Here is a 24277-nt window from a genome sequence, read left to right on the forward strand (position 1 = left end):
GCCGCAGGCTAGCCCTTCATCAAATTCTTCAAAGCGAGGCGCACACCGTCGCTGACGGTTACGTCGGCAGGCAGGCCCTTGGTGGCAGCAGCAGCTTCCTTCTCGTTGTAACCCAGTGCCAGCAGCGCGTTGACGATATCGCTTTTTTCGTCCGGCGTGGCGGCAAACGGCAAGCCACCTGGTACGGCCAGATTGCTGCCGGTGGCCAGCTTGCCACGCAGTTCCAGCACCAGCCGTTCTGCGGTTTTCTTGCCGATGCCAGGGACGGAAGACAGGCGCTTGATATCCTCACTGGCAATGGCCACCGCCAGTTCATCCGCTGTCATGCCGGACAGGATGGCCAGCGCAATCTTGGCACCGATGCCACTGACCTTGATCAGCTGGCGGAAGGTCTCCCGTTCTTCCTTGCTGGCAAAGCCGAACAGCAGGTGGGCATCCTCCCGCACCACCAGATGGGTGAACAACGTGGCCTTCTGGCCCAGGGCAGGGAGCTGGTAAAACGTCGTCATCGGTACATCCACTTCGTAACCGACGCCATTGACGTCCACCACCACCTGCGGTGGCAGTTTTTCAATAAGAGTGCCGCTGAGGCGTCCGATCATGACAAAAATACTCCGGTGAAATTGATTGCTCAGGCCAGTAGCAAGGCCACGGCCAGCAGCAGTGGATACAGATTGGCCGCCATGATGGTGGCGATGATGGCCGGGCGCAAGTGTGACGGTTCGTCCGCATGCTGCCACAGCTGCACGCTGGCAAAGCCGGACAGCGGCAAGGTCAGCAAACCGAGTGCCGCAAACAGCGGCAGACGCTGCTGCCACAGCAGCATGGCCAGCAGGCCATAGGCCAGCACGACAAGCAGGCCGTAGACCATGCGGGCCTGCGCCAGTGGCAAGCGCACCACCCAGTGCCATTTGCCGGCCAGCCGGTCGGCGTCGCGATCGGGAAACTGATTGATATACAACAGCAGGCTGGTGAGGATGGCATAGGGCAGGCTGGCCCATAGCAAGGTGCTCTGCCAGCCACCCGTCAGCAATACCGCCATGCCCTGTGGCAACAACAGAAAACAGGCTGCCACGCTCGGTTCCCCCAGGCCCCGGCTATTCAGTTGCAAGGGCGGTGCTGAATAAGCCCAGCCCAGCAACACACCGGCAAGGCCAATCAGCAATAAGGGCAAACCACGCAAGCTGACCAGATACAGCCCGCCAGCTATCACCAGCGCAAACAGCCCATAGGCAAGGCTGCGCATCTGTGTTGCGCTGAGTACACCGTTCTGGATGAAACGGCTGCCACCGGTAAACGGAAACAGCCGCGCGGTATTGGCGGCATCCGTGCCATTGTGGTGGTCGGCCACATCATTGATGACATTGACCGCAGCATGGGTGAGCAAGGCCAGCATCAGTCCCAGCAGCGCCAGCAGCCAGTGCTGTTGCAATGCCGCCCAGCCGCTGGCGGCGATGCCCAGCAAGACACCGGCCAGCGTAATGGTGAGAAAGGCCGGCCGGGTGGCCAGCCACCAGCGCACCGGACGGTGTGCCAGATCAGCCGCTTGCGGTTCGATGGTAATGGGAGAGGGAGACATGCAGGCTTCCGTCAGAACGATGCCCACAGCATAGCGCAGCAACTGCCGACCATGCTTGCTCTATACCAAACGACCGCCACGTACTTTCAGGCCCTGGCGTGCCAGTTGACCGATGGCACCGCCACTGAGGTTGGCATGTGCCAGCGCCACGGCCAGCGCATCGGCCGCATCGGCCTGTGGCGTGCCGGACAGATTGAGCATGCGCACCACCATGTGCTGCACCTGCTCCTTGGCCGCCTTGCCATGACCGACCACCGATTGCTTGACCTGCAAGGCGGTGTAGTCCGAGACAGCCAGATTGCGCAGCACCAGGGCGGAAACACAGGCACCACGCGCCTGGCCCAGCATCAGCGTGGCCGCCGGATTGACGTTGACGAACACCTGCTCGATGGCCGCTTCGTGTGGCTGATAGGTATCGATCACACCGAACAGCCCGTCGATGATGACCTTGATGCGCTCGGCCAGCGGTGCGCCCTGCGGAGTGCGGATGCAGCCCGAAGCCACATAGTGACGTTGCTGGCCTATCAGGTCGATCACCCCGAAACCGGTAATGCGGCTACCGGGGTCCACCCCCAGAATACGGCGGCTCACGCGGCCCAGCCTGCGGCAATGACATCAGCCTCGGCCAGCCGTTCCGGCGTACCCACATCCAGCCACAGGCCATCCAGCCGGCTGCCACTCACCAGCCCTTCCGCCATGGCGGCACGCAGCAGCGGTGCCAGCTTGGCCGGCTGGCCGGCGGGCGTATCGGCAAACAAGGCCGGATGGTAGGCGGCAATGCCGGAGAAGGTCAGTCCGTTGCCCGCATCTGGCCTGGCTGCCAGCAGGCCATTAGCCAGCAGGCCGAAATCCCCCGCCGGATTATGCGGCGGATTGTCCACCAGCAGCAGGTGGGCCAGACGGGTTCTGCCATCCAGCTGTGCTGCCTGTTGTTGCAAGGCGGTAAAATCGACATCGCTCAGCACATCGCCATTCACCACCAGGAAAGGTGCATCGCCCAGCAAGGGCAGCGCGGTGGCAATGCCACCGGCCGTTTCCAGCGCGGTACTCTCCGGCGAGTAGGCAATCTCCACACCAAGGCGACTGCCGTCGCCCAGCACCTGTTCGATTTGCGCACCCAGCCAGGCGTGGTTGATCACCAGCTGGCGGACACCTGCTGCCGCCAGACGGCGGATATGCCACTCGATCAGCGGCCTGCCACCAGCCGGCAGCAAGGGTTTGGGCGTGTGGTCGGTCAGCGGGCGCATGCGCTCGCCACGACCGGCCGCCAGAATCATCGCTTTCATGCCCACGCCATCAGCCCTTGACGCTCAGTACCGGGTAGGCCGATTGCAGCTCGGCATCGGTCTCGTCCTTGCCCACCAGTTGCAGCAACAACTGATACAGCGGAGCCAGTTCCTGATAGCGGCGGGTGGTGCGTTTGAGGTATTTGATGAAGCGCGGAATCTCACTGCGGTACTTTTCCTTGCCGTCACGGTGGTAAAGTCTTGCAAAGATTCCGGCCACTTTCAGGTGGCGCTGCACGCCCATCCATTCGAAATCACGGTAGAAATCATCCACGCTTTCCGGCACCGGCAGGCCAAGAGCCCGGGCTTTTTCCCAGTAGCGGATGGCGACATCCAGCACGAAATCCTCTTCCCACTCGATGAAGGCATCGCGCAGCAAGGACACCAGATCGTAGCTGATCGGGCCATATACCGCGTCCTGGAAATCCAGCACGCCAGGGTGGCCGGAGGTCAGCATCAGGTTGCGGACAATAAAGTCGCGATGCACGAAAACCTTGTTTTGCGGCAGGATGGCCGCCAGCAGTTTTTCACAGCCGGCATCCCATAACTGGCGCTGCGCGAAATTGAGCGGCTTGCCCAGTTCCCTGGCGCAATACCATTCCGGAAACAGGCTGAGTTCCCGGCGCAGCAAGGCTTCGTCGTACTCTGGCAACACATCGGGGCGGCTGGCTTGCTGCAGGGCCAGCAGGGTATCCACCGCCTCCAGCAGCAGATGACGATGCACCAGCGGACGTGTGTCATGCTCCAGTGCGGCCAGCAGGGTGATCTTGCCCAGATCCTCCAGCAGCATGAAGCCTTGTTCGCGGTCGCGGGCGATGATCTGCGGGACATTCACCACCGCAAAAATCTCACGAACCTTCACGTAGGGGTCGGTGTCCATTTTCTCTGGCGGCGCATCCATGACGATGCGCGAAGTGCCATCCGGGAAGTGGGCACGGAAGTAGCGACGGAAGTCGGCGTCGGCCGCGGCAAACTCCACCATGATGTCGGTTTGCGGATACAGGCTGTCAAGCCAGCTCTTGAGTTGTTCCAAACGTTGCATGTCGGTTCGTCACGATGCTGATAGAATCTGCTGATTTTAACCTGCTCACCTGTCCACACGATATGGCTTTGTGCATGCTCAAACTGCAGCCCACGAAAATGACGCTGGCTCTGGCAGCCGCTTTCTCGGTTTCTGCCGCCCAGGCCGCAGACACGCTTAATACCACGCCCACCACCCAGGGGCAGACGCATGTCACTGCCGACCACATGGACGGGCAGATGCAGGACAAGCTGAAAGCCAGTGGCGATGTAGTGGTGATTCGCGACAACCAGACCCTGGAAGCGGACTGGCTGGACTACTACCAGCAACAGAACCGGGTGAAGGCGGGCAACCACTTCCGCCTGACGCGTGACAAGGACGTTGTCACCGGCACCACGCTTGACTACTGGATGGACGAACATACCGGTTCGGCCCAGCAGCCTTCCTTCCAGATGGGCAGCCCGGATACCAATAACAAGCCCGGCGGTGCCAAGCGCAGCCTGGCGCAATCCGGCATTGCCTTCCGTGGCGATGGCAGTGAGGCCCAGTTCACCGGGCCGGACCAGTACCGCCTGATCAACAGCAGGGTCAACTCCTGCGTGGTGGGGGATGACTCGTGGTATCTGAAGTCCTCCACGCTAGACCTGAACTACGCCACCAATATCGGTGTTGCCCGCAATGCCCGGCTGGAATTCCAGGGCGTCCCCATCCTGTACACACCCTGGATCGACTTCCCGCTGGATGGCAGCCGCAAATCCGGCCTGCTCACACCCACCTTCCGTTCCGGCACCACCGGTTTTGACATTGCGCTGCCCTACTACTGGAATATTGCGCCCAATTTCGATGCCACCCTCACTCCGCACATCAACCTCAAGCGGGGCACCATGCTGGCCGGTGAGTTCCGTTACCTGGAGCCGGACTACGAGGGCAGCATTTATACCGAGCAGCTGCGCAACGACAAGCTGACCCACACCAATCGCTACGCCTGGTATGCCACTCACAAGCAAAACCTGCTGCCGGGGCTGACCTTTGGCTACGACTACAACTACGTCTCCGACACGAAATACTTCGACGATTTTGGTGACCGCACCCTGCAGGCCATCAATGTCAACCTGCTGCGCCAGGCCTGGACCAAGTACAACACCAGCTGGCAAGGCGGTAATCTGGAAGCCATGCTGCGCGTGCAGCGCTACCAGACGCTGGAAGACCCGCTGATTCCGGCCGACCAGCCCTATGCCCGCGTACCGCAGCTGACCCTGGTAGCCAACCAGCAGTTGCCATCCGGTTTCAGCTTCAATCTGCAAGGCGACCTGACGCGTTTCTCGCACCCCACCTTGCAGACCGGTGACCGCTTTGTCGCCTATCCCAGTGTCACCTGGAATCTGCTGGACAAGAGCTGGGGCTTCTTCCGCCCCAAGTTCGGCGTCAATTACACCAAGTACGACCTGAATCCGCTGGGTAACAATACGACACCAGGCAGCACCATCACCCGTACCTTGCCGATTTTCAGCACCGACTCGGGCCTGCGCTTCGAGCGGGACACCAGCTTCAATGGCAGCAATTATGTAGAAACGCTGGAACCGCGTCTGTTCTACGTCTACATTCCGGCCAAGGACCAAAGCAAGATTCCGAACTTTGACAGCTCGGAAAACGACTTCAACTTCGCCCAGCTGTTCTCGGAAAACCGTTTCTCCGGCTGGGACCGCATCAATGCGGCCAACCAGCTGACCGCAGCCCTGACCAGCCGCCTGATCAGCGCAGAAACCGGTATCGAACGACTGCGCCTGATGCTGGGTCAGCGGTATTACTTCCGGAATGAAGACACCTCGCTGTATGGCGACCAGATCACCCTGCAGAACAACAGCAAGGGCCTGCTGGGTAGCCTGGGCGGCGATCTCAACCAGGCCTGGCGTCTGGACAGTACCTATGAGTACAACCAGGATCTGTCCAAAACCCAGCGCTACAACATGCAAGTGCATTACAACCCGGCTCCGGGCAAAACCGTCAGCCTGCGCTACCGCTATGGCCGTTACGACCAAATTGGCGATACCACGCAATACGGCCCATTACGCATGGTGGACCTGGGTGTGCAATGGCCTATCGTGCGGCAATGGTATGCGGTGGGTCGGGAAAGTTATTCCCTGATCGACAGCAAGCCACTTGAGCATCTGCTCGGGGTAGAGTACAACGACGGCTGCTGGACGGCGCGTGTGGTGGTGAAACGTACCAACACCCTGGCAACCACCATTTCCACCGCCTCCAAGAGCACCGGTATTTTCTTCCAGCTGGAATTGCGTGGTCTGGGCAGTCTGGGCAGCAGCCCGACATCCGACCTTAAGCTGGCCATCCCGGGCTACTCCAACATTTCCGATATCCGATCCAATTGACCATGAAAAAAACCCTGCTTGCTCTGTTGATTGCAACACTCGTCCAGACGACCCACGCAGCACCGGCCACCCCGGTCAATGAAATGGATCGCATCGTGGCGGTGGTCAACAAGACCGTCATCACCAATCTGGACCTGCAAAACCGTATTGATGCCGTCATCCAGCAACTGAAGGGGCAGAATGTCACCCCGCCGTCGCGTGACGTTCTGGCGCATCAGGTGCTGGAGCAGATGATTACCGAGCAGACACAGCTGGAATACGCCAACAGCAACGGCATCCGCGTGGATGACCATGACCTGGACCTGGCCATTGCCGACCTCGCCAAGCAGAACAAGCTGGACGTGAAAGGCCTGCAAGCCCAGCTGGCCAAGGAAGGCGTGCCGTTTGCCCGCTTCCGTGAGGAAATCCGCCGCGAAATCATTCTGGCGCGTCTGAAAAACAATGAAATCGGCTCGCGCATCAACGTGACTGACAGCGAAGTGGATCAGGTACTGAAAAGTGCCCAGAGTGCCAATCGCAACGAATACCACCTGGCCACCATTCTGGTCAGCACCCCGGAGCGCGCCGACGCCAAGCAGCTGGACAACCTGGCGGCCAAGGCCAGCAAGGCACTGGCCGAGCTGAATGACAAGCAGCCGTTTGCCAAGGTGGCAGCCACTTACTCCGACGCACCGAACGGCATCAAGGGTGGCGATCTGGGCTGGCGTCCTGCCGCCACCTTGCCGCAGGAATTCGTGTCACTGCTGGACAGCCTCAACCCGGGCCAGCACACCGGTGTCATTCGCACCCCGCAAGGCTTCATGATTTTCCAGCTGATCGAGAAGCGTGGCGGCAACCAGCCGCTGGTGGTCGAGCAATACCACACCTCGCACATCCTGATCCGTACCAATGAAGCGGTGTCGGATACCGACGCCAAGAACCGTATCCTGCAAATCCGCGACCGTATTCTGCGCGGTGCCAAGTTTGCCGAGATGGCCAAGCTGTATTCCGAAGACGGCAGCAATGTCAAAGGCGGCGATCTGGGCTGGGTGAACAAGGGCGACATGGTGCCGGAATTCGAAAAAGCCATGCTGGCCCTGCCGGTGGGCACTGTGTCCGAGCCGGTACGCAGCCCGTTTGGCTGGCACCTGATCCTGGTGGATGCCAAGCGCAACCAGGATGTCTCCGCCGATAGAGAACGCCAGACCATCAAGCAGCAACTGCGCCTGCGCAAGCTGGACCAGGCTTATCTGGACTGGGTGCGTCAGCTGCGTGATTCCGCCTTTGTCGAACAGCGCCTGGACGACAAGTAAACCATGACTGCGGCACGCCCCCTGCTGGCAGTCACCGCCGGAGAACCGGCCGGCATCGGCCCGGATCTGGTACTCACCCTGGGCCGCCTCACGGTAGATGCCCGGCTGGTGGTGATTGCCGACCTGCCCCTGCTGCAACAGCGCGCACTGCAACTGGGCCTGCACCAGCTGTCATTCCAGCCTTACCAGTCCGGTCAGCCAGCCCCCGCAGCCGGTACGCTGGAAGTCCTGCATGTGCCGCTGGCCGCACCGGTTACCCCTGGCGTGCTGGATAAGCGCAATGGCCGTTATGTGCTGAATACGCTGGACGCAGCAATTGCCGGCTGTCTGTCCGGTGAGTTTGCCGGCATGGTAACCGCGCCCGTACACAAGGGCGTGATCAACGATGCGGGCGTGCCATTCAGTGGCCATACCGAATATCTGGCAGAACACACCTCCACCCCGCGCGTGGTGATGATGCTGGCCGGGGCCGGCATGCGGGTGGCGCTGGTCACCACCCATCTGCCGCTGCGTGCCGTGGCCGACGCCATCACCAAGCCGGAGCTGGAAGCCGTCATCCGCATCCTGCATGACGATTTGCAGCACAAGTTCGGGCTGCAGAATCCGCGCATTCTGGTGGCGGGCCTCAACCCGCATGCCGGAGAATCCGGCCACATGGGACGTGAGGAAATCGACGTCATCGAACCGGTATTGCAACAGTTGCGTACCGAAGGCATGCAGCTGATCGGCCCGCTACCGGCTGACACCCTGTTCAACCCGGACAAGCTGGCCACTGCTGATGCGGTACTGGCCATGTACCACGACCAGGGCCTGCCGGTGCTCAAGCACGCCAGCTTCGGGGCCGGCATCAACATCACACTGGGCCTGCCCATCATCCGCACCTCGGTGGACCACGGCACGGCGCTGGACCTGGCCGGCACCGGCCGGGCCGATCCGGGCAGCCTGTACGAAGCCGTGCGTCTGGCTGCACAGCTGGCTGTCACACAGCAGTGAAACTGCCGCCAAAACACCACAGCCCCTGCTAATAACAGGGGCTTTTCCTTTTGTGGCAATACCTTAAGGCCGACGGGCCTGTTTTGTCGGACAACATCCAGAACAGGTCGGTATCTTGATATCAAAATGTAAAAATGACGTGAACGGCATTTTTCGCAACGCAGCAATTGGGCTAAACTAGCCGCTAATGTATTCAAACAATTACAGCAGCACGGACCATGACCACCACCATCCAGCAGCGTCTACGCGAGATCCCCTATAACTACACATCGTATTCGGACCGGGAAATCTTCATCCGGCTTCTGGGCGCACCCATGTGGGCGCTGCTGGAAGAGTTGCGCAGCGAGCGCAAGACCGGCCGTTCTGCCCGCATGTTGTTTGAAGTGCTGGGGGATATCTGGGTAGTGGACCGTAACCCCTACCTGGTAGACGACCTGCTGGACAACCCCAAGCGCCTGTCCGCGCTGGTGGAAGCCATGCACCACCGCCTGCAGGAAGTGGAAAAGCGCCGCGAAGGCAATGACAAGGTAGGCCAGCTGATTGCCGCCGCCCGCCAGGCGGTGAACGCTTTCGAGCAGCAATTTGCCGAAACCCGCGAACTGCGTCAGGCCATCCTGAAAAAGCTCAGCCGCCACACCCGCCGCGACAACATCCTGTTTGATGGCCTGGCTCGTGTCTCGCACGTGACCGACGCCACCGACTGGCGTGTGGAATACCCCTTCGTGGTGCTGTCACCGGATACCGAAGAGGAAATCGCGCCACTGGTGCGGGCGTTGATCGAGCTGGAACTCACCATCATCCCGCGTGGCGGTGGTACCGGCTACACCGGTGGTGCCGTGCCGCTGGACCGCCGCAGCGCCGTGATCAACACCGAAAAGCTGGTGCAGCACAACGGTGTGGAATACATCGCCCTGCCCGGCCTGGATGGCCAGCGCGCCACCATCCAGTGTGGTGCCGGTGTGGTCACCGCCCGCGTGGCCGAGGCAGCCAGTGCTGCCGGTCTGGTATTTGCCGTGGACCCCACCTCCGCCGAAGCCTCCTGTATTGGCGGCAATGTCGCCATGAATGCCGGCGGCAAGAAAGCCCTGCTGTGGGGCACCGCGCTGGACAACCTGGCCAGCTGGAAAATGGTGGACCCCAACGGTAACTGGATGTTTATCGAACGGGTGGGCCACAACTACGGCAAGATCCACGATGTGGACGTGGCCAGCTTCCGCATCACCCGCTACAAGGAAGACGACAAGACCGTCCTGTCCACCGAGCAACTGGACATCCCCGGCCCCACTTTCCGCAAGGTCGGCCTGGGCAAGGACGTGACCGACAAATTCCTGGCCGGCCTGCCCGGCGTGCAGAAAGAAGGCACCGACGGCATCATCACCAGCGCGCGCTTCGTGCTGCACCGCATGCCGGCACACACGCGCACCGTGTGTCTGGAATTCTTCGGCACCGTGGCCCAGGCCACCCCGGCCATCGTCGAAATCACCGACTACTTCAAGCCCGGTGGTGCCGGCCATGCAGCCGGTGTACAGCTGGCAGGCCTGGAACACCTGGACTGGCGCTATGTGCGTGCCGTGGGCTATGCCACCAAGGCCAAGAGCAAGGGCAGACCAAAAATGGTACTGCTGGCTGACATTGTCTGCGACGATGAAAACGCGGTGGCCGAAGCCGCCAGCCAGGTGGTGCGCTTTGCCAATGCCCGTACCGGCGAAGGCTTTATCGCCGTCACACCGGAAGCACGCAAGAAGTTCTGGCTGGACCGCTCGCGCACTGCGGCCATCTCGCGTCATACCAATGCCTTCAAGATCAACGAAGACGTGGTGATTCCGCTGCCGCGCCTCGGCGATTACTCCGACGGTATCGAACGCATCAATATCGAGCTATCCGTCGCCAACAAGCTGCGCCTGCTGGATACGCTGAGCGAATACTTCCAAGGCAACCTGCCGGTGGATACCGAAGGCGGTGCCGTCTCGGCCGACGAAATCATCGGCGAGCGTCGCAGTTCCGCACTGGAACTGATTGCCACCCTGCGTCAGCGCTGGCAGTGGTTGCTGGACAATCTGGATGCGCCGTTTGCCCAGTACCGCAGCCTGTGGCCGGATGCGCCGCTGGTGGATGCCAATGCCAGCCCGTCCAGCGTATTCATCGCCATGCGCGACTTCCAGCTGCGCGTCAGCTGGAAGGACGAGCTGCTGAGCGATCTGGAAAACCTGTTCTCCGGCAAGGCCGACGCGCCGATTCTGGACGCCGTGCACGCACTGCACCAGAAAGTACTGCGCGGCCGTGTGTTCGTGGCGCTGCACATGCATGCCGGTGACGGCAATGTGCATACCAACCTGCCGGTCAACTCCGACGACTACGACATGCTGCAAACCGCGCACAAGGCGGTGGCACGCATCATGCAACTGGCACGCAGGCTGAACGGCGTGATTTCCGGCGAGCACGGCATCGGCATCACCAAGCTGGAATTCCTCACCGAAGAGGAAATCGCCCCCTTCCGCGCCTACAAGCAGCGCGTGGACCCCAAGGGCCATTTCAACCGCGGCAAGCTGTTGCCGGGTGCCGACCTCACCATGGCCTACACCCCGTCGTTCTCGCTGCTGGGTGCGGAATCGCTGATTCTGGAACAATCCGACATCGGTGCCATTTCCAACAGCGTCAAGGACTGCCTGCGTTGCGGCAAGTGCAAGCCGGTGTGCTCCACCCACGTACCGCGCGCCAACCTGCTGTACAGCCCGCGCAACAAGATTCTGGGCGTCGGCCTGCTGACCGAGGCTTTCCTGTACGAAGAGCAAACCCGCCGTGGCGTCAGCCTGAAGCACTTTGACGAGCTGTCCGATGTGGCCGACCACTGCACGGTATGCCACCGCTGCGTGAAACCCTGCCCGGTGAAGATCGACTTCGGCGATGTGTCTGTCGCCATGCGCAACTTCCTGCGCAAGACCGGTAACAAGCGCTTCAACCCCGGTACCGCGCTGGGCATGGCCTTCCTCACCGTCAAGGACCCGTCCACCATCAAGGCCATTCGTGGCGGCCTGGTCGGTTTTGCCTACAAGGCGCAGCGCCTGGGTTACAGCGTGGGCAAGAAGCTGCACCTGACCGGCGGACAAACCAAGCAGCCGCCGTCCACCGTCGGCAAGGCACCGGTGAAGGAACAAATCATTCACTTCATCAACAAGCCGATGCCGGGCGGCCTGCCCAAGAAAACCGCCCGTGCGCTGCTGGATGTGGAAGACGCCAACGTGGTGCCGGTCATCCGCAACCCGCAGGTGGCGGAAGATGCCGAAGCGGTGTTCTACTTCCCCGGCTGCGGCTCGGAACGCCTGTTCAGCCAGGTAGGCCTCGCCACTCAGGCCATGCTGTGGCATGTCGGCACCCAGACGGTGCTGCCGCCGGGCTATCTGTGCTGTGGTTACCCGCAAACGTCGGCAGGCTACGCCGACAAGGGCGAGGCCATCACCACGGAAAACCGCGTGCTGTTCCACCGCCTGGCCAACACGCTGAACTATCTGGACATCAAGACCGTGGTGGTGAGCTGTGGCACCTGCTACGACCAGCTGGCGAAATACCGCTTCGAGGACATATTCCCGGGCTGCCGCATCATCGACATCCATGAATACCTGATGGAGAAGGGCCTGAAACTGGATGGCATTGGCGGTCAGAAGTATATGTACCACGACCCCTGCCACACCCCGATGAAGGCCTACCAGCCGCTGGACGTGGCCAACAAGCTGCTGGGCGGCGGCGTAACCCTGAGTGATCGTTGTTGCGGTGAATCCGGCACCTTTGCCGCCAGCCGTCCGGACATTGCCACCCAGGTGCGTTCGCGCAAGGAAGAGGAAATCAACAAGGATCTGGCCAAGATCGGTGCGACCGAACAGCCGGTGAAGATTCTGACCTCCTGCCCGTCCTGCCTGCAGGGCCTGTCGCGCTACAGTCCGGATACCGGCACCGAAGCCGACTACATCGTGGTGGAAATGGCCAAGCACATCCTGGGCAAGAACTGGATGAAGGACTACGTGGAAAAAGCCCGCAACGGTGGTATCGAACGCGTGCTGCTGTAAGCCATCACCCTGGTACTACCTTACAAACCGCAGGCTCCGGCCTGCGGTTTTTTCATGCCATGCCAACCCTGGTCCCACCGTCTGATCCTGCATAAGCGGACAGTCACAAAAAAAGAGGAGGCTTGCGCCTCCTCTTGCTTGAGCACTACATACTGCGAGTGAGCTGCCGCTGAGCGGCTTATGGCTTATTGGTTCAGCTTGCGCGGGGCATGCTGGTGATGCTTCACCGCATGGCGGTGGTGATGCTTGTGCACATGCTTCTTGGCAGCTTGTGCCTTTTGTGCGGCAGGTGCCGAAGCGGCCTTGCGGGCCTTCTTCACCTGATGATGTTTTTTCTTGGCATGGTGTGCCTTGGCATGGGCCTTGGCCGGCGCAGCGACTGCAGGCTTGGCAGCCGGAGCAGAGGCATCGGCAGCAAAACCGGCAGCGGAAGCCAGACCAAACACGGCGGCAAGGGCAAGGGCGGCGATCTTTTTCATGGTCATTCTCCCGTAAGGCGACTTTGTTGGGTTCCGGGGGCAGCGTGTTTGCTGTCTCCATGAACTGCATCTTAGGGAGGGGAGAGCTGCGCGTCTGTGAGACTCTTGTAAGCCCGTGTAAGCGTTCGTAACCGCCTCAGCCACCAGCCGGAGCTGGTGCCTGCACACGGGTGACCAGCAGCTGGTCGATACGGTAATTGTCGATGTCCACCACTTCAAACTTGTAGCCGGCGTACTCGACATGGTCGGTGCGCTTGGGAATCTTGCGCAGCATGTACATCATGAAACCGGCAATGGTTTCGTAGTTCTCGTCATCCGGAAAGCCATCGATATCCAGCGCGCGCAGCACATCTTCCACCGGCGAGGCGCCATCCACCAGCCAGCTGTCGGCATCACGCTGCACGATCTGGTCTTCCTGGCTTTGCGACACCAGGTCGCCCATTACCGTGCTCATCACATCATTCAGGGTGATGATGCCCACCACCAGCGCGTACTCGTTCATCACCACGGCAAAGTCCTCGCGTGAGGCCTTGAAGCGCTCCAGCAGCTCGGACAGGGTCAGGCTGTCCGGGATGATCAGCACATTGCGGATGGTCAGCTCACGCTTGATCGACACGCTTTGCTGGTTCACCAGCCGGGTCAGGATGTCCTTGGAATCCACATAGCCAACGACAGCATCCACCACGCCGTCACACACCAGATACTTGGCATGCGGGCATTCGGCAATCTTGCGCTTGATGCTGGCTTCTTCTTCCTGCAGGGTGAAATACACCACGCTTTCGCGCGCGGTCATCGACGACGGCACGGTGCGGCTTTCCAGCTCGAACACGTTTTCAATCAGATGATGTTCCTGCTCCTGCAATACCCCGGCCTCGGCCCCGGCTTCCATCATCGCCACGATATCGTCCGGCGTCAGGTCGTCCGGCCGCGCCGTGGGCAGGCCAAACAGACGGAACAAGGCATTGGCCAGACTGTTGAACAGCCACACCAAGGGCATGAACAGCCGGACACAGGCCTGCATCGGCCGTACCACGCGCACCGCAATCTGCTCCGGTGCCGACATGCCCAAGCGCTTGGGCATCAGGTCGGCAAACAGCACGAACAGCGCCGTGACGGTGACGAAAGACAGCAGAAAGCTGACCCGCTCCACCCAGTCGGCGGAAAACACCAGATGCAGTGCCTGGGCAAAATAGGGGGTAAAGGCCGCCTCGCCCATGATACCGGCCATGATGGCCACGGCATTCAGGCCGATCTGCACCACGGTAAAGAACAAGCCCGGCTGCGCCTGCAAGGCCAGCACGCGTTCGGCACGCACGTCGCCCTCTTCGGCCATTTGCCGCAGTTTGATCTTGCGTGCCGCCGCCAGCGAGATTTCCGATACGGAAAAGAAGGCACTGATCAAAATCAGTACGGCAATCACCATCAGGTTCTGAACCAGATTCACACAGTATTTCCAGGGGGTTAGCGACGGGATGTCTTGTACAGGATAGCCATTCCGCATGACAGGACTGAACATGCGGACAGTGGAATCAGTATAACAGACGAAAAAAAACCGCAAGGCCGTGGCACGGTAGAATGAGCGACATCCTTCAACAGAATAAGGCGATCCGCTCATGACTTGTCCGCTTTGCACCCTGCCTGCCGGCGAATTGCTGTACGAAGATGCCCGACTGTGGGTCTTGCTGGTAGAAGAAGCCGGCTATCCCGGCTTTTGCCGCGTCATCTGGAAACAGCACGTACGCGAAATGAGTGACCTGCCTCCGGCCGACAGCGCCCATGTGCTTGACTGGGTACTGCGCACCGAAAAGGCCATCCGCCACGTCATGCAGCCAGACAAGATCAATCTGGCCAGCCTGGGCAATGTGGTGCCGCACCTGCACTGGCATGTGATTCCGCGCTTTGCCGATGATGCCCATTTCCCCAGCCCGATCTGGGCCAGCCCACAGCGCGAAGGGGCCGACCACAGCCAGCCGCAACTGGCCGGGCTGCTGCGCACTGCCCTCTTGCAGCAAGCTGCCAGCTGAGCGCGCCATCCCCGGCAACTTGCCCGCGGCCATGGCTTCTGTGTAGGCTAGAGCGATCATGCTGGTGGCAAACACCACCAGCGATGACGCGGAACCGCTTTCAAGCCGGCCCCTGGGCCGGCTCGTAAGCGGCTCCTCCCGAGACCGGCAGGTCGACCCGACCCGCCCACCACTCACACAGGAGTTGCCGATGTACACCACCCTCATCAGCCCGGCCCAGTTACAGACACTGGACCCGGAACACACCGTCATCCTCGACTGCCGCTTCCAGCTGACCGACCCGGAATACGGCTCGCATGCTTACGAAGCCGGCCATATTCCCGGTGCCCTTTACCTCAACCTGGATTACCACCTGTCCGGTGTGAAAACCGGCAGCAATGGCCGTCACCCGCTGCCGGACGGCCAGCGTCTGGCAGTGGACCTGGGTGCCGCCGGCATTACCGCCGATGTGCAAGTAGTGTGCTATGACGACGCCGGAGGCATGTACGCCGCCCGCGCCTGGATGCTGCTGCGCTGGCTGGGCCATGCTGCGGTGGCGGTACTGGATGGCGGCATCCAGGCCTGGCAACAGGCCGGTGCCACGCTGGAAACCGACAAGAAGCGCCATATGCCGCGCCGCTTCCCGGTGAAGGCCAGCCTGATCGAAACTGTCGATGCCGATCAGGTACTGGCCAATCTGGAAGAACAGGATTTTGTCGTGGTGGATGCCCGCAGTCCGGAGCGCTTCCGTGGCGAAGGCGAAACCATGGATCCGGTCGGCGGCCACATCCCCGGCGCACGCAACCGCTTCTTCCAGCACAATCTGGATGGCAACGGCCGCTTCAAGGACCCAGCCACCCTGCGCAGCGAATGGGAGGCCGTACTGGCAGGCACCAGCCCGGAGGAAATCGTGCATCAGTGCGGTTCCGGCGTCACCGCCTGCCACAACCTGCTGGCGATGGAACATGCCGGGCTGACCGGCAGCCGCTTGTATCCGGGCTCATGGAGCGAATGGTGCAGCGACCCGGAGCGCCCTGTCGCCCGCTAAGTTAACTAAGTTACCACCATGAAAAAACCGCCGTCTTCGCTATCCGGGACGGCGGTTTTTCGTCACAGGCCAGTTCAGGCCAGGATGAAACGCTGCAACAACTGCTGGCCGGCCGCCCAGCTTCCCAGCCCGGCATGGCTGCCCATGTGACCGGCCTTGCCGGCATCCAGCAAACGTACCCCCCAGCCTGAGGCCATGGACTCGGCAGTGGCGAAATCACAAAACAGATCATCCCGGCTGGCCACCATCACCGCCGGAACCGGCAATGCGCCCGCGTCAGGCTGTTCGAAACCGGTAAACGCCGGCATGGCCGCAGCAGCCGGCAGTTCGCCACTGGAGCGCGCCCTTGCCTCGGTAATCGGCAGTGCCGGTGGTGCCACCAGCAGCACACCCTTGATGCGCCGCTGGGTAACGAAATCCACCGTGCGCAGCCAGGCCACCGTGGTATGACAGCCCAGACTGTGCGCTGCCAGCACGATACGGCCAGGCGTGTCCCGCACCAGCTGATCCAGCGCCGCCACCCATGCCTCGCGCTCCGGGTACAGCCAGTCCTGCTGATGCACGCGCCGCGCCAACGGGTAGGTCAGCTCCCACAGGGTTTGCCAGTGCTTGTCACCGGAATTACCCCACCCGGGCACGGTAATCAGCACCACATCATCATCGTCCAGCATCATCACCCTTGCTTGTTACCGGTGCATCAGGCGTACTCATGCTGCACCGTGGTTGCGCCCTGTCTGCCAGGACGGGTTTGTCATTCAGAGCACAGGCTAGAACGCTTTGCCACAGAATGCAAAACCGCCGGCATGACCGGCGGTGTGCAAGGGAAAACGACAAGCTCAGTGGCGACCTGGTCCACCCTGGTCCGGCCAGGGCTCGCCCGGACGTCCGTCCCGTGGTCCATGCCCGCGGTGGTCATCGCCCTCATGCCAACCATTGTCATGGTGACCATGCGGGTGCTCGCGCAGGTAGCGCGGCGCATATTCCTGGCGATACCACTGGTCCTGCACGAAATACACCCGGCGATCGCAGGCATGGTAACGGCTGCAATAGCGATCCCAGTGCCGGGCATGGCCCGGTGGAACCCGCAGGTAGATGGGTGGCTGTGCCACCACCACCGGACGGACAATCACCGGTTGCGGGTACAACAAGGCCGGTGGCGGATAATCACCAATATCCAGCTGGCCGTAGAAGCCCGGCTCTCCGATATTGACCGAAATACCGACATTGGCCGCCAGCGCCCGGGTGGCGGCGGTCAATGCCAGCAAGCAAAACAGCAGACGATGTTTCATGGCGCGTCCTGAGATAAGTGTTGTTCACGCTCACCTGCGGCATGCCGAAAACGCCGCAGGCAATCTGCCCCGATGCCTTCATCCTAGTCCCGGCAGCCTGCCACCGGTGAAAACAATCATTGCGATGTGTTAGCAATCGCAACCGGCTCAACACAAATTCATCAAGCAGCGCCCGGCAGCGCTCAGGCTGGCAGCTCCAGCGCGTAATCCACGATCAGCGGCGCATGGCCGGAGAACTTCTCCCCCCTTATAGACCGATGCAGTGTGCGCCCCCCATCAACGAAGGGCTGACAATGTGGTCGGTAATCGACGCCCCACCCCTAGTGAATGACACCAGACGCTAGCGTCCAACCAAGTACATACGGAGATTAGACATGAAGCAACGATGCAGCGAAAAACAGATCATCTGAGGGTTAAGGGCTTCCGGTCATCAGCCAGCAAGCTGTTCAGTTGTAGCTCAGGTGCGTCGTGCTTCATCGAACTCATTATGTCCCCATACGCACTGCCAGTTTCCCGCCAAGCTTCTGCCAACACAAAACCTAAAACACTTTCTACTGCCAATTTGGCCCATAGCCTGAATATTCTTTGCTCACCAAAATAGAAGGTTAACCATATCTTCCTTAGCAAAGGCTATGCAGATTAAACAGTACCATATCATTTTTAACGCACATTCCATTGACTTTAAAAAATATAACAACCGTAATGGCGTTGGAAGTTGAAAATGAAATATCACGATTCATACAGTTGGTTTTCTTGGCGTGATTTAATCATAAATCTAGTTTCAAAAGAAATAAAACTCAGATACATGGGCGCCATTCTGGGGGTTTTATGGTCCTTGGGAAACCCGCTTCTTGTAACAGTGACATACCTTGTTGTATTCACTTACATTTTTCCAAACCATTCTGATCGATTTGCATTACATCTCGTTACTGGTGTATTTCACTGGATGTTAATTTCACAAATCTTGCCGCAAAGCTGTGACTGGCTTCTTAACAACTCAAGTTTAATTAAGAAAATTCGCTTTCCCAAAATTGCACTTGCAATGTCAGGAATGCTTGCAGCATGTTGCTTTTGGTTGGCAGCACTAATCGTTTATGTCTCCATGTTTAAAGCTCTTGGCGGCGAGTTTACACTTGCAATGATTTGGTACCCCTTTATTATTCTTTGTTACATAGCCTTTATTGCAGGCATCGGACTTACCCTTAGTGTCATCCAGGTCACATTTAGAGACTTGAAGCATTTTGTTGATGTTTTACTACCTTTGCTATTTTGGCTAACGCCAATAGTATGGAGCACAAGTGCACTTCCCGTAGGCATCATCAAGTACTTAGAACTTAATCCATTACTCCCATATTTCAGAAATTTTTATTACATACTCCATCAAGGAATACCCCCTACCCCCAATGATATTTTATTGATAACAACCATGAGCGCAATTTCTCTTGCGCAAGGGCTTATCATATTTCGCAGAGCCAATAACATTGCGGAGCTTATGTAATGGCCTATGCAATAAATGCAAAGAATATTAGCAAGCACTTTATACTAAGACACAATGCGGGTGGCCTGAAGAACCGATTTATAGGAATTTTTAATCCACAATATCGACAACGGCTTGAGTCTTTCAATGCATTACACGATGTATCTTTCGATCTCAAGCAAGGCGAATCTTTAGCACTTCTAGGGCACAATGGTTCAGGCAAAAGCACACTACTTCAAATAATATCTGGAATATACAGACCAACAAGTGGAAAACTGATTACCCATGGTCGCATTGCACCACTTATTGAGTTGGGTGTGGGTTTCCATCATGAATTAACTGGTGAAGAAAATATTTACCTCAACGCAAGTTTATTTGGATTAACAAACAAAGAAACTCGCAGTCGGTTTAACGAAATTGTGGATTTTTCTGAACTTGGTAACTTTATTGATACACCAGTAAAAAATTACTCATCAGGCATGTACATGCGGCTTGGCTTTTCTATCGCAATGCATGTCGAGCCAGATATTCTCCTGGCAGACGAAATTCTAGCTGTAGGTGATGCTGACTTTCGCGAGAAATGCCATGCACGTATTCGTGAAATGCAAGCGGGTGGTATGGCACTAATTTTAGTTACCCACTCTGCAGCAGAAGGTCGCATGTTCTGTCAGCGATATCTTAATCTTGCTCACGGCAGAGTAGTTGGTGAAGGTTATTTTTCTTAATTTTTTGAGCTGATTTAATATCATGCTAAATATCGTTATTCCAATGGCGGGGGCTGGGAGTCGTTTCTCCAAGGCAGGCTACACTGATCCCAAACCGCTTATTCCTGTACATCATATACCAATGATTCGTCTGGTTATAGAAAATCTCCGCCCAAAGCAGCCTCATCGTTTTATATTTATTTGTCAGCGCTCACACATTTCCATGTACAAGTTGGAAGAAAAATTATCACAGTGGGCCCCTGGCAGCGCGCTAATTCAAATTGATGGACTTACTGAAGGTGCGGCTTGTACAGTACTTGCTGCAAGCCATCTTATTGACAATGAAGATCCACTCATGATCGCGAACTCTGATCAATATGTAGACGTAGATATCAATGATTATATTAATAAATTAAACGAGAACAAGCTAGACGGTCTCATTATGACCATGAAGGCTAATGACCCAAAATGGTCATTTGTTGGGCACAATAGCACTGGCCATGTTGATAAGGTCGTTGAGAAAGAGGTAATTTCCAACGAAGCCACGGTAGGCATTTATAATTTCAAACGTGGAGCCGATTTTGTTTCGGCTGCAAAAGACAGCATAGCACTAAATCAACGCGTAAATGGGGAGTTCTATGTGGCCCCTGTCTATAATTTATTGATTACACATGGGCAGCGTATTGGCGTCTACAACATTGGTGAGGAGCGTGCAGGAATGTACGGTCTCGGCATACCTGACGATTTAGAGTGGTTTCTTAATATTCCACTATCTCGAAAAGTCACTGAGGCTTTTCAATGTTAATTATTTCTCATCGTGGCTTGTGGAAATATCCAGAGCAGAAAAATTCACGAGAAGCTTTTCTAAACTCATTCAATAGCGGTTATGGAACGGAAACTGATATCCGTGACTTAAATGGAAAACTAGTAATTTCCCATGACATTCCAACTGGCGGTGAGTTGGCATTCACAGACTTCCTAGACATATTAGGTGATAAAACTTACCCGGTCGCGCTTAATATCAAGTCAGACGGCCTCGCTCAGAAGATTGCCGAGGAATTGAGTTCTCGCAAGCACGTTGACTGGTTTGTATTTGACATGTCTGTTCCAGACCAGCTTAGCCATATCAAAGCTGGCAATCCCATCTTCACTCGGCTGAGCGAAGCCGAACCATCACCGGTGTGGCTTGAGCATGCTGTTGGTGTTTGGCTTGATGCTTTTAATGGAGAGTGGTACAGCAACGATCTAATAACTCGCCTACTAGAAAAAGGAAAGCGTGTTTGTATCGTATCACCTGAACTACACGGGAGAGACCCATCCTCACTCTGGGAAAGATTGTTGGCGCTCCCACGACATTCAGACCTGATTCTATGTACTGACCGACCATTAGATGCCCATAATATTTTCAGGAGTGTGATGTGATTAAGGCCATTATTTTCGATATGGATGGAGTACTTATCGAAGCTAAGGATTGGCACTACGAAGCCTTGAATCGCGCACTTAGCCTCTTTGGCTTTGAAATTAGCCGTTACGATCATTTAACATCATATGATGGTCTACCAACCCGGAAAAAGCTAGAGATGCTCTCACTTGAAGCAGATCTGCCACGTGAACTGCATGATTTTATCAATGAGATGAAACAAATCTACACAATGGAGATTGTTCACGTGCAATGTAAGCCGCGCTTTGTCCATGAATATGCTCTCTCCCGTCTGAAATCAAAAGGGTACAAGTTAGGAATTGCATCAAATTCAATTCGTAACACTATTGAAGTAATGATGGAAAAAGCCAGCTTGAACCGCTATCTAGATCTTATGCTTTCAAATGAAGATGTTTCATCTCCCAAGCCGAATCCGGAAATCTATCAAAAAGCAATTTCTCAGTTTGGCTTGCATCCAAAAGAATGCCTGATCGTCGAGGATAATGAAAATGGCGTTCGTGCAGCAATTGCATCGGGTGCTCATGTGCTGGTAGTTCGGGACACCGATGAAGTTAATTTTTCAAATATTATGGATCGTATTTCTCAGATAGAACAAGTCGAGTAGGAAATAGTTTAATGAATGTATTAATTCTAGCCGCTGGACAAGACAGCTTTGATGGACAAGACGGCACTTACCCGCTATGCCTAACCGAAATTGATGGCACTCCTATTATTGAACGACTGGTCAATGCCTGTAATTTGTCTGATGAAACAAAATTTACTTTTGCACTACGGAGGGAAGATGTACAACGTTATCATCTGGACAACGTGACATCTTTACTTTGCCCTAATTCCAAACTACTACGAGTAACAAATGGTAATAAAGGTGCCGCCTGCACTGCACTTCTCGCCTCAGGCTGGATCAATAATAATGAAGAGTTGATGATTGTTAGTAGCAATGAACTTCTAGATATTGATTTTAGTGATGCTGTCCGCCTCTTTCAAAAGAAGAGGCTTGATGCAGGTGTTATTACTTTCTCATCCGTTCACCCTCGTTATTCCTATGTACGTCTAGATGAGGAGGGATTAGTGGTTGAGTCTGCCGAGAAAAGACCTATTAGCCGACATGCCATGGCTGGGTTCTACTGGTTTGCATGCGGACGTGATTTTGTTAATGCAGCACAAAATATGATCCGTAAAGATGCGCATGTAGATGGCCTATTCTATATTGCGCCTTCATTAAACGATATGATTTTAGATAATAAGCGAATTGGCACATTTCAAATTGACTCCTCTAAATACCATCCATTAAAAACTCCTCGTCAGTTTGAGCGCTTCGAAAATTCGCGAGATTACGGGAGACTGAATTGAATCATTCAAAACTTGATGATATGTTCAAAGGCTGGTTTGTTGGAAACTTCACTCCGACAGCATTCAAAACCGATGCGTGCGAGGTTGCCATAAAAACGTATAAAGCTGGAGAAAAAGAGGCGGCGCATTATCATAAACTTGCAACCGAAATTACCCTCATTATGTCTGGGACAGTATCGATGGCGGGGAGAATATGGACAGCTGGAGATATTATTGTATTAGCCCCCAACGAAGTTACAGATTTCGAAGCCATAACGGACTCCGTAAACGTTGTAGTCAAAACACCAGGTTGTCTTAATGATAAATATGTGATTTGAAGATATGCCAATAGTACAACTTGTACACGCTACGCAGCTTGGCTATGCATCGGCAAGCCAGCTACCATTTCTCCCCACCGAAATTGATGAACTTAGAAATAGCGCTACCATCATTAGCTTCCGCTCAAGCAAGAGAAACAAATCTGATCTAATTAAGAAAAATTTTCATGCTTGTGAGCGTTTAATAGAGGTGCCAGGTGAAAATCTAATTTTCTTTGGAGTAGAGAGTGACTCTCCCCTTGCCCCTCTGATCCTATGGGATGCTGCGCACTCACTTCCTGTTGGCGGTACTATTTTACTGGCTGGTGACCCATTAGAAAAAAGTTATCTAGAGCGCAGCTATTATAGCGATGCCTTAATTATCGAGCACAAGAACCCGTCTGGTACTTTATTGCGTAAAGTAAAGATTCTACCTGCAGAAATTGGCAGTGGTCTCAATCGTTGGAGCTTCTGTATTCCAACCGGCTCAGAAGATGCAACATTATTAAATGTGGCGGTAAAACGTATTCTTGAGCTAAATATTCAAAAGAAAGAAATTTTGCTATGCGGTCGCCCTGGGGAGAATTTCAAATACTGGGATCACGTACGTATTGTGGGAGAAGATATATCAGCTCCACCCGTCCAAATTTCACGAAAAAAGAACCGACTTGCTCAAGAAGCGCGCTACGAAAACTTGTGTATATTACATGATCGTGTTTTTCTTCCCCGTGATTTTGATCATGCAATTCAGAAGTTTGGTGACACATTTCCAATTACAACCTTTCAGAGCCTCTATTTTGATGATAAATGGAACGCACTACCGAGGAGATATTCGGATATTGGAATGTTTATGTCATCCCTTGATAGTGTCCCATTAGGACTATTTCATGGTAGTAGTAATGACCTTTCCCATTTTTCCCCTTCGGTTTTCGCCGAGTTTGAGGCTACTGGGTTTATATATTCCAATGCACATCGCTATGAGAGAGAGCGTTACTATACAACAGGCAGTCTTTATCTGGCTAAGCGATCAGTCTGGCTAAAATGTCCACAAGACAACTCAAAATTATGGGCCGAGTTCGAAGATATTGAGCATTCTCATCGTGCCAGCCTGATGGGCATTCCAAGCAGAGTCAATCCATATGGTTTAACGCAATCTATAATTAGCCGACCAATTATGACAATTGGTGGGCGAGTGTCTTATGAAGAGATTACTGGGGAAATCAAGCAGTCTGCTAGTCGCCCCTGGTTATTAGCTTTACCACGAAAACCATTCATAAAACTGAGCGCAACTGAAGCGTATCGCCGACTAAATTTATTCGCCAAAAAATATGTTTCAAGCAAAACATATACTTTAACCGAAGGGAAGAAAACAAACACTTCTACTTGGTTGAACTATATTGGCCGATTGGTGCTGGAAGCTAAATTTCCATTCCGTCGAGAAAGTATGCGAGAGTTCATCAATGATTATGAGCTGTCTCTTATACACATCTCCGAGCCCACGAGACGAACGCAAAAAAAGGGGGGGGGGGGGGGGGGGGGGGGGGGGGGGGGGGGGGGGGGGGGGGGGGGGG

Annotated in this window: 22 protein-coding genes; 13 read left to right on the forward strand and 9 right to left on the reverse strand. The window is 56.0% G+C overall.

What is annotated here, in order from left to right:
* Positions 1 to 8 precede the first annotated feature (8 nt).
* The 5 genes from ruvA to amgK are packed head-to-tail and all read right to left on the reverse strand — an operon-like array spanning position 9 to position 3907.
* Entirely contained in the window at positions 9 to 602 is a 594-nt protein-coding gene (ruvA, locus tag JHD62_RS11575; RefSeq protein WP_045846366.1) for a Holliday junction branch migration protein RuvA, read from the reverse strand.
* Positions 603 to 631: 29 nt separating this feature from the next.
* Positions 632 to 1579, reverse strand: a complete 948-nt coding sequence (locus JHD62_RS11580) for a prenyltransferase (RefSeq protein ID WP_199103018.1) — start codon at positions 1577 to 1579, stop codon at positions 632 to 634.
* A gap of 60 nt (positions 1580 to 1639) precedes the next feature.
* Positions 1640 to 2170 (reverse strand): crossover junction endodeoxyribonuclease RuvC, encoded by a 531-nt coding sequence (gene ruvC, locus JHD62_RS11585; RefSeq protein ID WP_045846364.1) that lies wholly within the window; start codon positions 2168 to 2170, stop codon positions 1640 to 1642.
* On the reverse strand, positions 2167 to 2865 hold the full coding sequence (gene murU / locus JHD62_RS11590) for an N-acetylmuramate alpha-1-phosphate uridylyltransferase MurU (protein ID WP_199103019.1): 699 nt from the start codon (positions 2863 to 2865) through the stop codon (positions 2167 to 2169). Before murU ends, ruvC begins: the two co-directional genes overlap by 4 nt.
* Positions 2866 to 2875: 10 nt before the next feature.
* Entirely contained in the window at positions 2876 to 3907 is a 1032-nt protein-coding gene (gene amgK / locus JHD62_RS11595; protein ID WP_199103020.1) for an N-acetylmuramate/N-acetylglucosamine kinase AmgK, read from the reverse strand.
* Positions 3908 to 3981: 74 nt separating this feature from the next.
* On the opposite strand from amgK, the gene JHD62_RS11600 reads away from it, so the two are divergent.
* The 4 genes from JHD62_RS11600 to JHD62_RS11615 all read left to right on the forward strand — a co-directional run bounded on the left by JHD62_RS11600 (position 3982) and on the right by JHD62_RS11615 (position 12619).
* Entirely contained in the window at positions 3982 to 6273 is a 2292-nt protein-coding gene (locus JHD62_RS11600) for an LPS-assembly protein LptD (RefSeq protein ID WP_199103021.1), read from the forward strand.
* Between the two features lie 2 nt (positions 6274 to 6275).
* Positions 6276 to 7565: a peptidylprolyl isomerase gene (locus tag JHD62_RS11605; protein WP_233160874.1), complete on the forward strand. Its 1290-nt coding sequence runs from the start codon at positions 6276 to 6278 to the stop codon at positions 7563 to 7565.
* 3 nt (positions 7566 to 7568) lie between these two features.
* Entirely contained in the window at positions 7569 to 8558 is a 990-nt protein-coding gene (gene pdxA, locus JHD62_RS11610) for a 4-hydroxythreonine-4-phosphate dehydrogenase PdxA (protein WP_199103023.1), read from the forward strand.
* A 218-nt stretch (positions 8559 to 8776) separates the two neighbouring features.
* Positions 8777 to 12619, forward strand: coding sequence for a DUF3683 domain-containing protein (locus tag JHD62_RS11615; RefSeq protein WP_199103024.1), 3843 nt, complete (start codon positions 8777 to 8779; stop codon positions 12617 to 12619).
* Between the two features lie 185 nt (positions 12620 to 12804).
* Here JHD62_RS11615 and JHD62_RS11620 read toward each other — a convergent pair whose 3' ends face one another.
* Together JHD62_RS11620 and JHD62_RS11625 are read right to left on the reverse strand one after the other, a co-directional pair.
* Positions 12805 to 13098, reverse strand: coding sequence for a hypothetical protein (locus tag JHD62_RS11620; protein WP_199103025.1), 294 nt, complete (start codon positions 13096 to 13098; stop codon positions 12805 to 12807).
* Positions 13099 to 13234: 136 nt separating this feature from the next.
* Positions 13235 to 14542 (reverse strand): hemolysin family protein, encoded by a 1308-nt coding sequence (locus JHD62_RS11625; protein WP_199103026.1) that lies wholly within the window; start codon positions 14540 to 14542, stop codon positions 13235 to 13237.
* 169 nt (positions 14543 to 14711) lie between these two features.
* Between JHD62_RS11625 and JHD62_RS11630 the strand changes: the two genes are divergently transcribed.
* Together JHD62_RS11630 and JHD62_RS11635 are read left to right on the forward strand one after the other, a co-directional pair.
* A complete protein-coding gene (locus JHD62_RS11630) occupies positions 14712 to 15122 on the forward strand; it encodes an HIT family protein (protein WP_131356209.1) in 411 nt (136 codons plus the stop codon).
* Positions 15123 to 15312: 190 nt separating this feature from the next.
* Positions 15313 to 16149 (forward strand): sulfurtransferase, encoded by an 837-nt coding sequence (locus JHD62_RS11635; protein WP_199103027.1) that lies wholly within the window; start codon positions 15313 to 15315, stop codon positions 16147 to 16149.
* Between the two features lie 74 nt (positions 16150 to 16223).
* On the opposite strand, the gene JHD62_RS11640 is transcribed toward JHD62_RS11635, so the two are convergent.
* Together JHD62_RS11640 and JHD62_RS11645 are read right to left on the reverse strand one after the other, a co-directional pair.
* On the reverse strand, positions 16224 to 16823 hold the full coding sequence (locus tag JHD62_RS11640; protein WP_233160876.1) for an alpha/beta hydrolase: 600 nt from the start codon (positions 16821 to 16823) through the stop codon (positions 16224 to 16226).
* Between the two features lie 162 nt (positions 16824 to 16985).
* Positions 16986 to 17438: a hypothetical protein gene (locus JHD62_RS11645; protein ID WP_199103028.1), complete on the reverse strand. Its 453-nt coding sequence runs from the start codon at positions 17436 to 17438 to the stop codon at positions 16986 to 16988.
* A gap of 721 nt (positions 17439 to 18159) precedes the next feature.
* Here JHD62_RS11645 and JHD62_RS11650 point away from each other — a divergent pair.
* From JHD62_RS11650 to JHD62_RS11680, 7 genes are read left to right on the forward strand one after another with little or no spacing between them, the layout of a single operon-like run.
* On the forward strand, positions 18160 to 18936 hold the full coding sequence (locus JHD62_RS11650; protein WP_199103029.1) for an ABC transporter permease: 777 nt from the start codon (positions 18160 to 18162) through the stop codon (positions 18934 to 18936).
* Complete coding sequence (locus tag JHD62_RS11655; RefSeq protein ID WP_199103030.1) at positions 18936 to 19640, forward strand: ABC transporter ATP-binding protein; 705 nt, start codon at positions 18936 to 18938, stop codon at positions 19638 to 19640. The genes JHD62_RS11650 and JHD62_RS11655 overlap by 1 nt, the downstream gene beginning before the upstream one ends.
* A gap of 22 nt (positions 19641 to 19662) precedes the next feature.
* Positions 19663 to 20424: a glycosyltransferase family 2 protein gene (locus tag JHD62_RS11660; protein ID WP_199103031.1), complete on the forward strand. Its 762-nt coding sequence runs from the start codon at positions 19663 to 19665 to the stop codon at positions 20422 to 20424.
* Positions 20418 to 21041: a hypothetical protein gene (locus JHD62_RS11665; RefSeq protein WP_199103032.1), complete on the forward strand. Its 624-nt coding sequence runs from the start codon at positions 20418 to 20420 to the stop codon at positions 21039 to 21041. The genes JHD62_RS11660 and JHD62_RS11665 overlap by 7 nt, the downstream gene beginning before the upstream one ends.
* Entirely contained in the window at positions 21038 to 21664 is a 627-nt protein-coding gene (locus JHD62_RS11670; RefSeq protein ID WP_199103033.1) for an HAD family phosphatase, read from the forward strand. Before JHD62_RS11665 ends, JHD62_RS11670 begins: the two co-directional genes overlap by 4 nt.
* An 11-nt stretch (positions 21665 to 21675) precedes the next feature.
* Complete coding sequence (locus JHD62_RS11675; RefSeq protein WP_199103034.1) at positions 21676 to 22410, forward strand: glycosyltransferase family 2 protein; 735 nt, start codon at positions 21676 to 21678, stop codon at positions 22408 to 22410.
* Entirely contained in the window at positions 22407 to 22727 is a 321-nt protein-coding gene (locus tag JHD62_RS11680; protein ID WP_199103035.1) for a cupin domain-containing protein, read from the forward strand. Before JHD62_RS11675 ends, JHD62_RS11680 begins: the two co-directional genes overlap by 4 nt.
* Positions 22728 to 24277: the final 1550 nt, after the last annotated feature.

This window comes from Aquitalea sp. ASV11, assembly GCF_016429185.1.
Taxonomy (GTDB): domain Bacteria; phylum Pseudomonadota; class Gammaproteobacteria; order Burkholderiales; family Chromobacteriaceae; genus Aquitalea; species Aquitalea pelogenes.

Coding starts and splice junctions, on each gene's coding strand:
- JHD62_RS11630 (WP_131356209.1), top strand. CDS start 14,712: ATGACTTGTCCGCTTTGCACCCTGCCTGCCGGCGAATTGCTGTACGAA.
- murU (WP_199103019.1), bottom strand. CDS start 2,865: ATGAAAGCGATGATTCTGGCGGCCGGTCGTGGCGAGCGCATGCGCCCG.
- pdxA (WP_199103023.1), top strand. CDS start 7,569: ATGACTGCGGCACGCCCCCTGCTGGCAGTCACCGCCGGAGAACCGGCC.
- JHD62_RS11655 (WP_199103030.1), top strand. CDS start 18,936: ATGGCCTATGCAATAAATGCAAAGAATATTAGCAAGCACTTTATACTA.
- JHD62_RS11675 (WP_199103034.1), top strand. CDS start 21,676: ATGAATGTATTAATTCTAGCCGCTGGACAAGACAGCTTTGATGGACAA.
- JHD62_RS11640 (WP_233160876.1), bottom strand. CDS start 16,823: ATGATGCTGGACGATGATGATGTGGTGCTGATTACCGTGCCCGGGTGG.
- JHD62_RS11600 (WP_199103021.1), top strand. CDS start 3,982: ATGCTCAAACTGCAGCCCACGAAAATGACGCTGGCTCTGGCAGCCGCT.
- JHD62_RS11615 (WP_199103024.1), top strand. CDS start 8,777: ATGACCACCACCATCCAGCAGCGTCTACGCGAGATCCCCTATAACTAC.
- JHD62_RS11580 (WP_199103018.1), bottom strand. CDS start 1,579: ATGTCTCCCTCTCCCATTACCATCGAACCGCAAGCGGCTGATCTGGCA.
- JHD62_RS11665 (WP_199103032.1), top strand. CDS start 20,418: ATGTTAATTATTTCTCATCGTGGCTTGTGGAAATATCCAGAGCAGAAA.
- amgK (WP_199103020.1), bottom strand. CDS start 3,907: ATGCAACGTTTGGAACAACTCAAGAGCTGGCTTGACAGCCTGTATCCG.
- JHD62_RS11645 (WP_199103028.1), bottom strand. CDS start 17,438: ATGAAACATCGTCTGCTGTTTTGCTTGCTGGCATTGACCGCCGCCACC.
- JHD62_RS11650 (WP_199103029.1), top strand. CDS start 18,160: ATGAAATATCACGATTCATACAGTTGGTTTTCTTGGCGTGATTTAATC.
- JHD62_RS11620 (WP_199103025.1), bottom strand. CDS start 13,098: ATGAAAAAGATCGCCGCCCTTGCCCTTGCCGCCGTGTTTGGTCTGGCT.
- JHD62_RS11605 (WP_233160874.1), top strand. CDS start 6,276: ATGAAAAAAACCCTGCTTGCTCTGTTGATTGCAACACTCGTCCAGACG.
- JHD62_RS11660 (WP_199103031.1), top strand. CDS start 19,663: ATGCTAAATATCGTTATTCCAATGGCGGGGGCTGGGAGTCGTTTCTCC.
- JHD62_RS11635 (WP_199103027.1), top strand. CDS start 15,313: ATGTACACCACCCTCATCAGCCCGGCCCAGTTACAGACACTGGACCCG.
- ruvA (WP_045846366.1), bottom strand. CDS start 602: ATGATCGGACGCCTCAGCGGCACTCTTATTGAAAAACTGCCACCGCAG.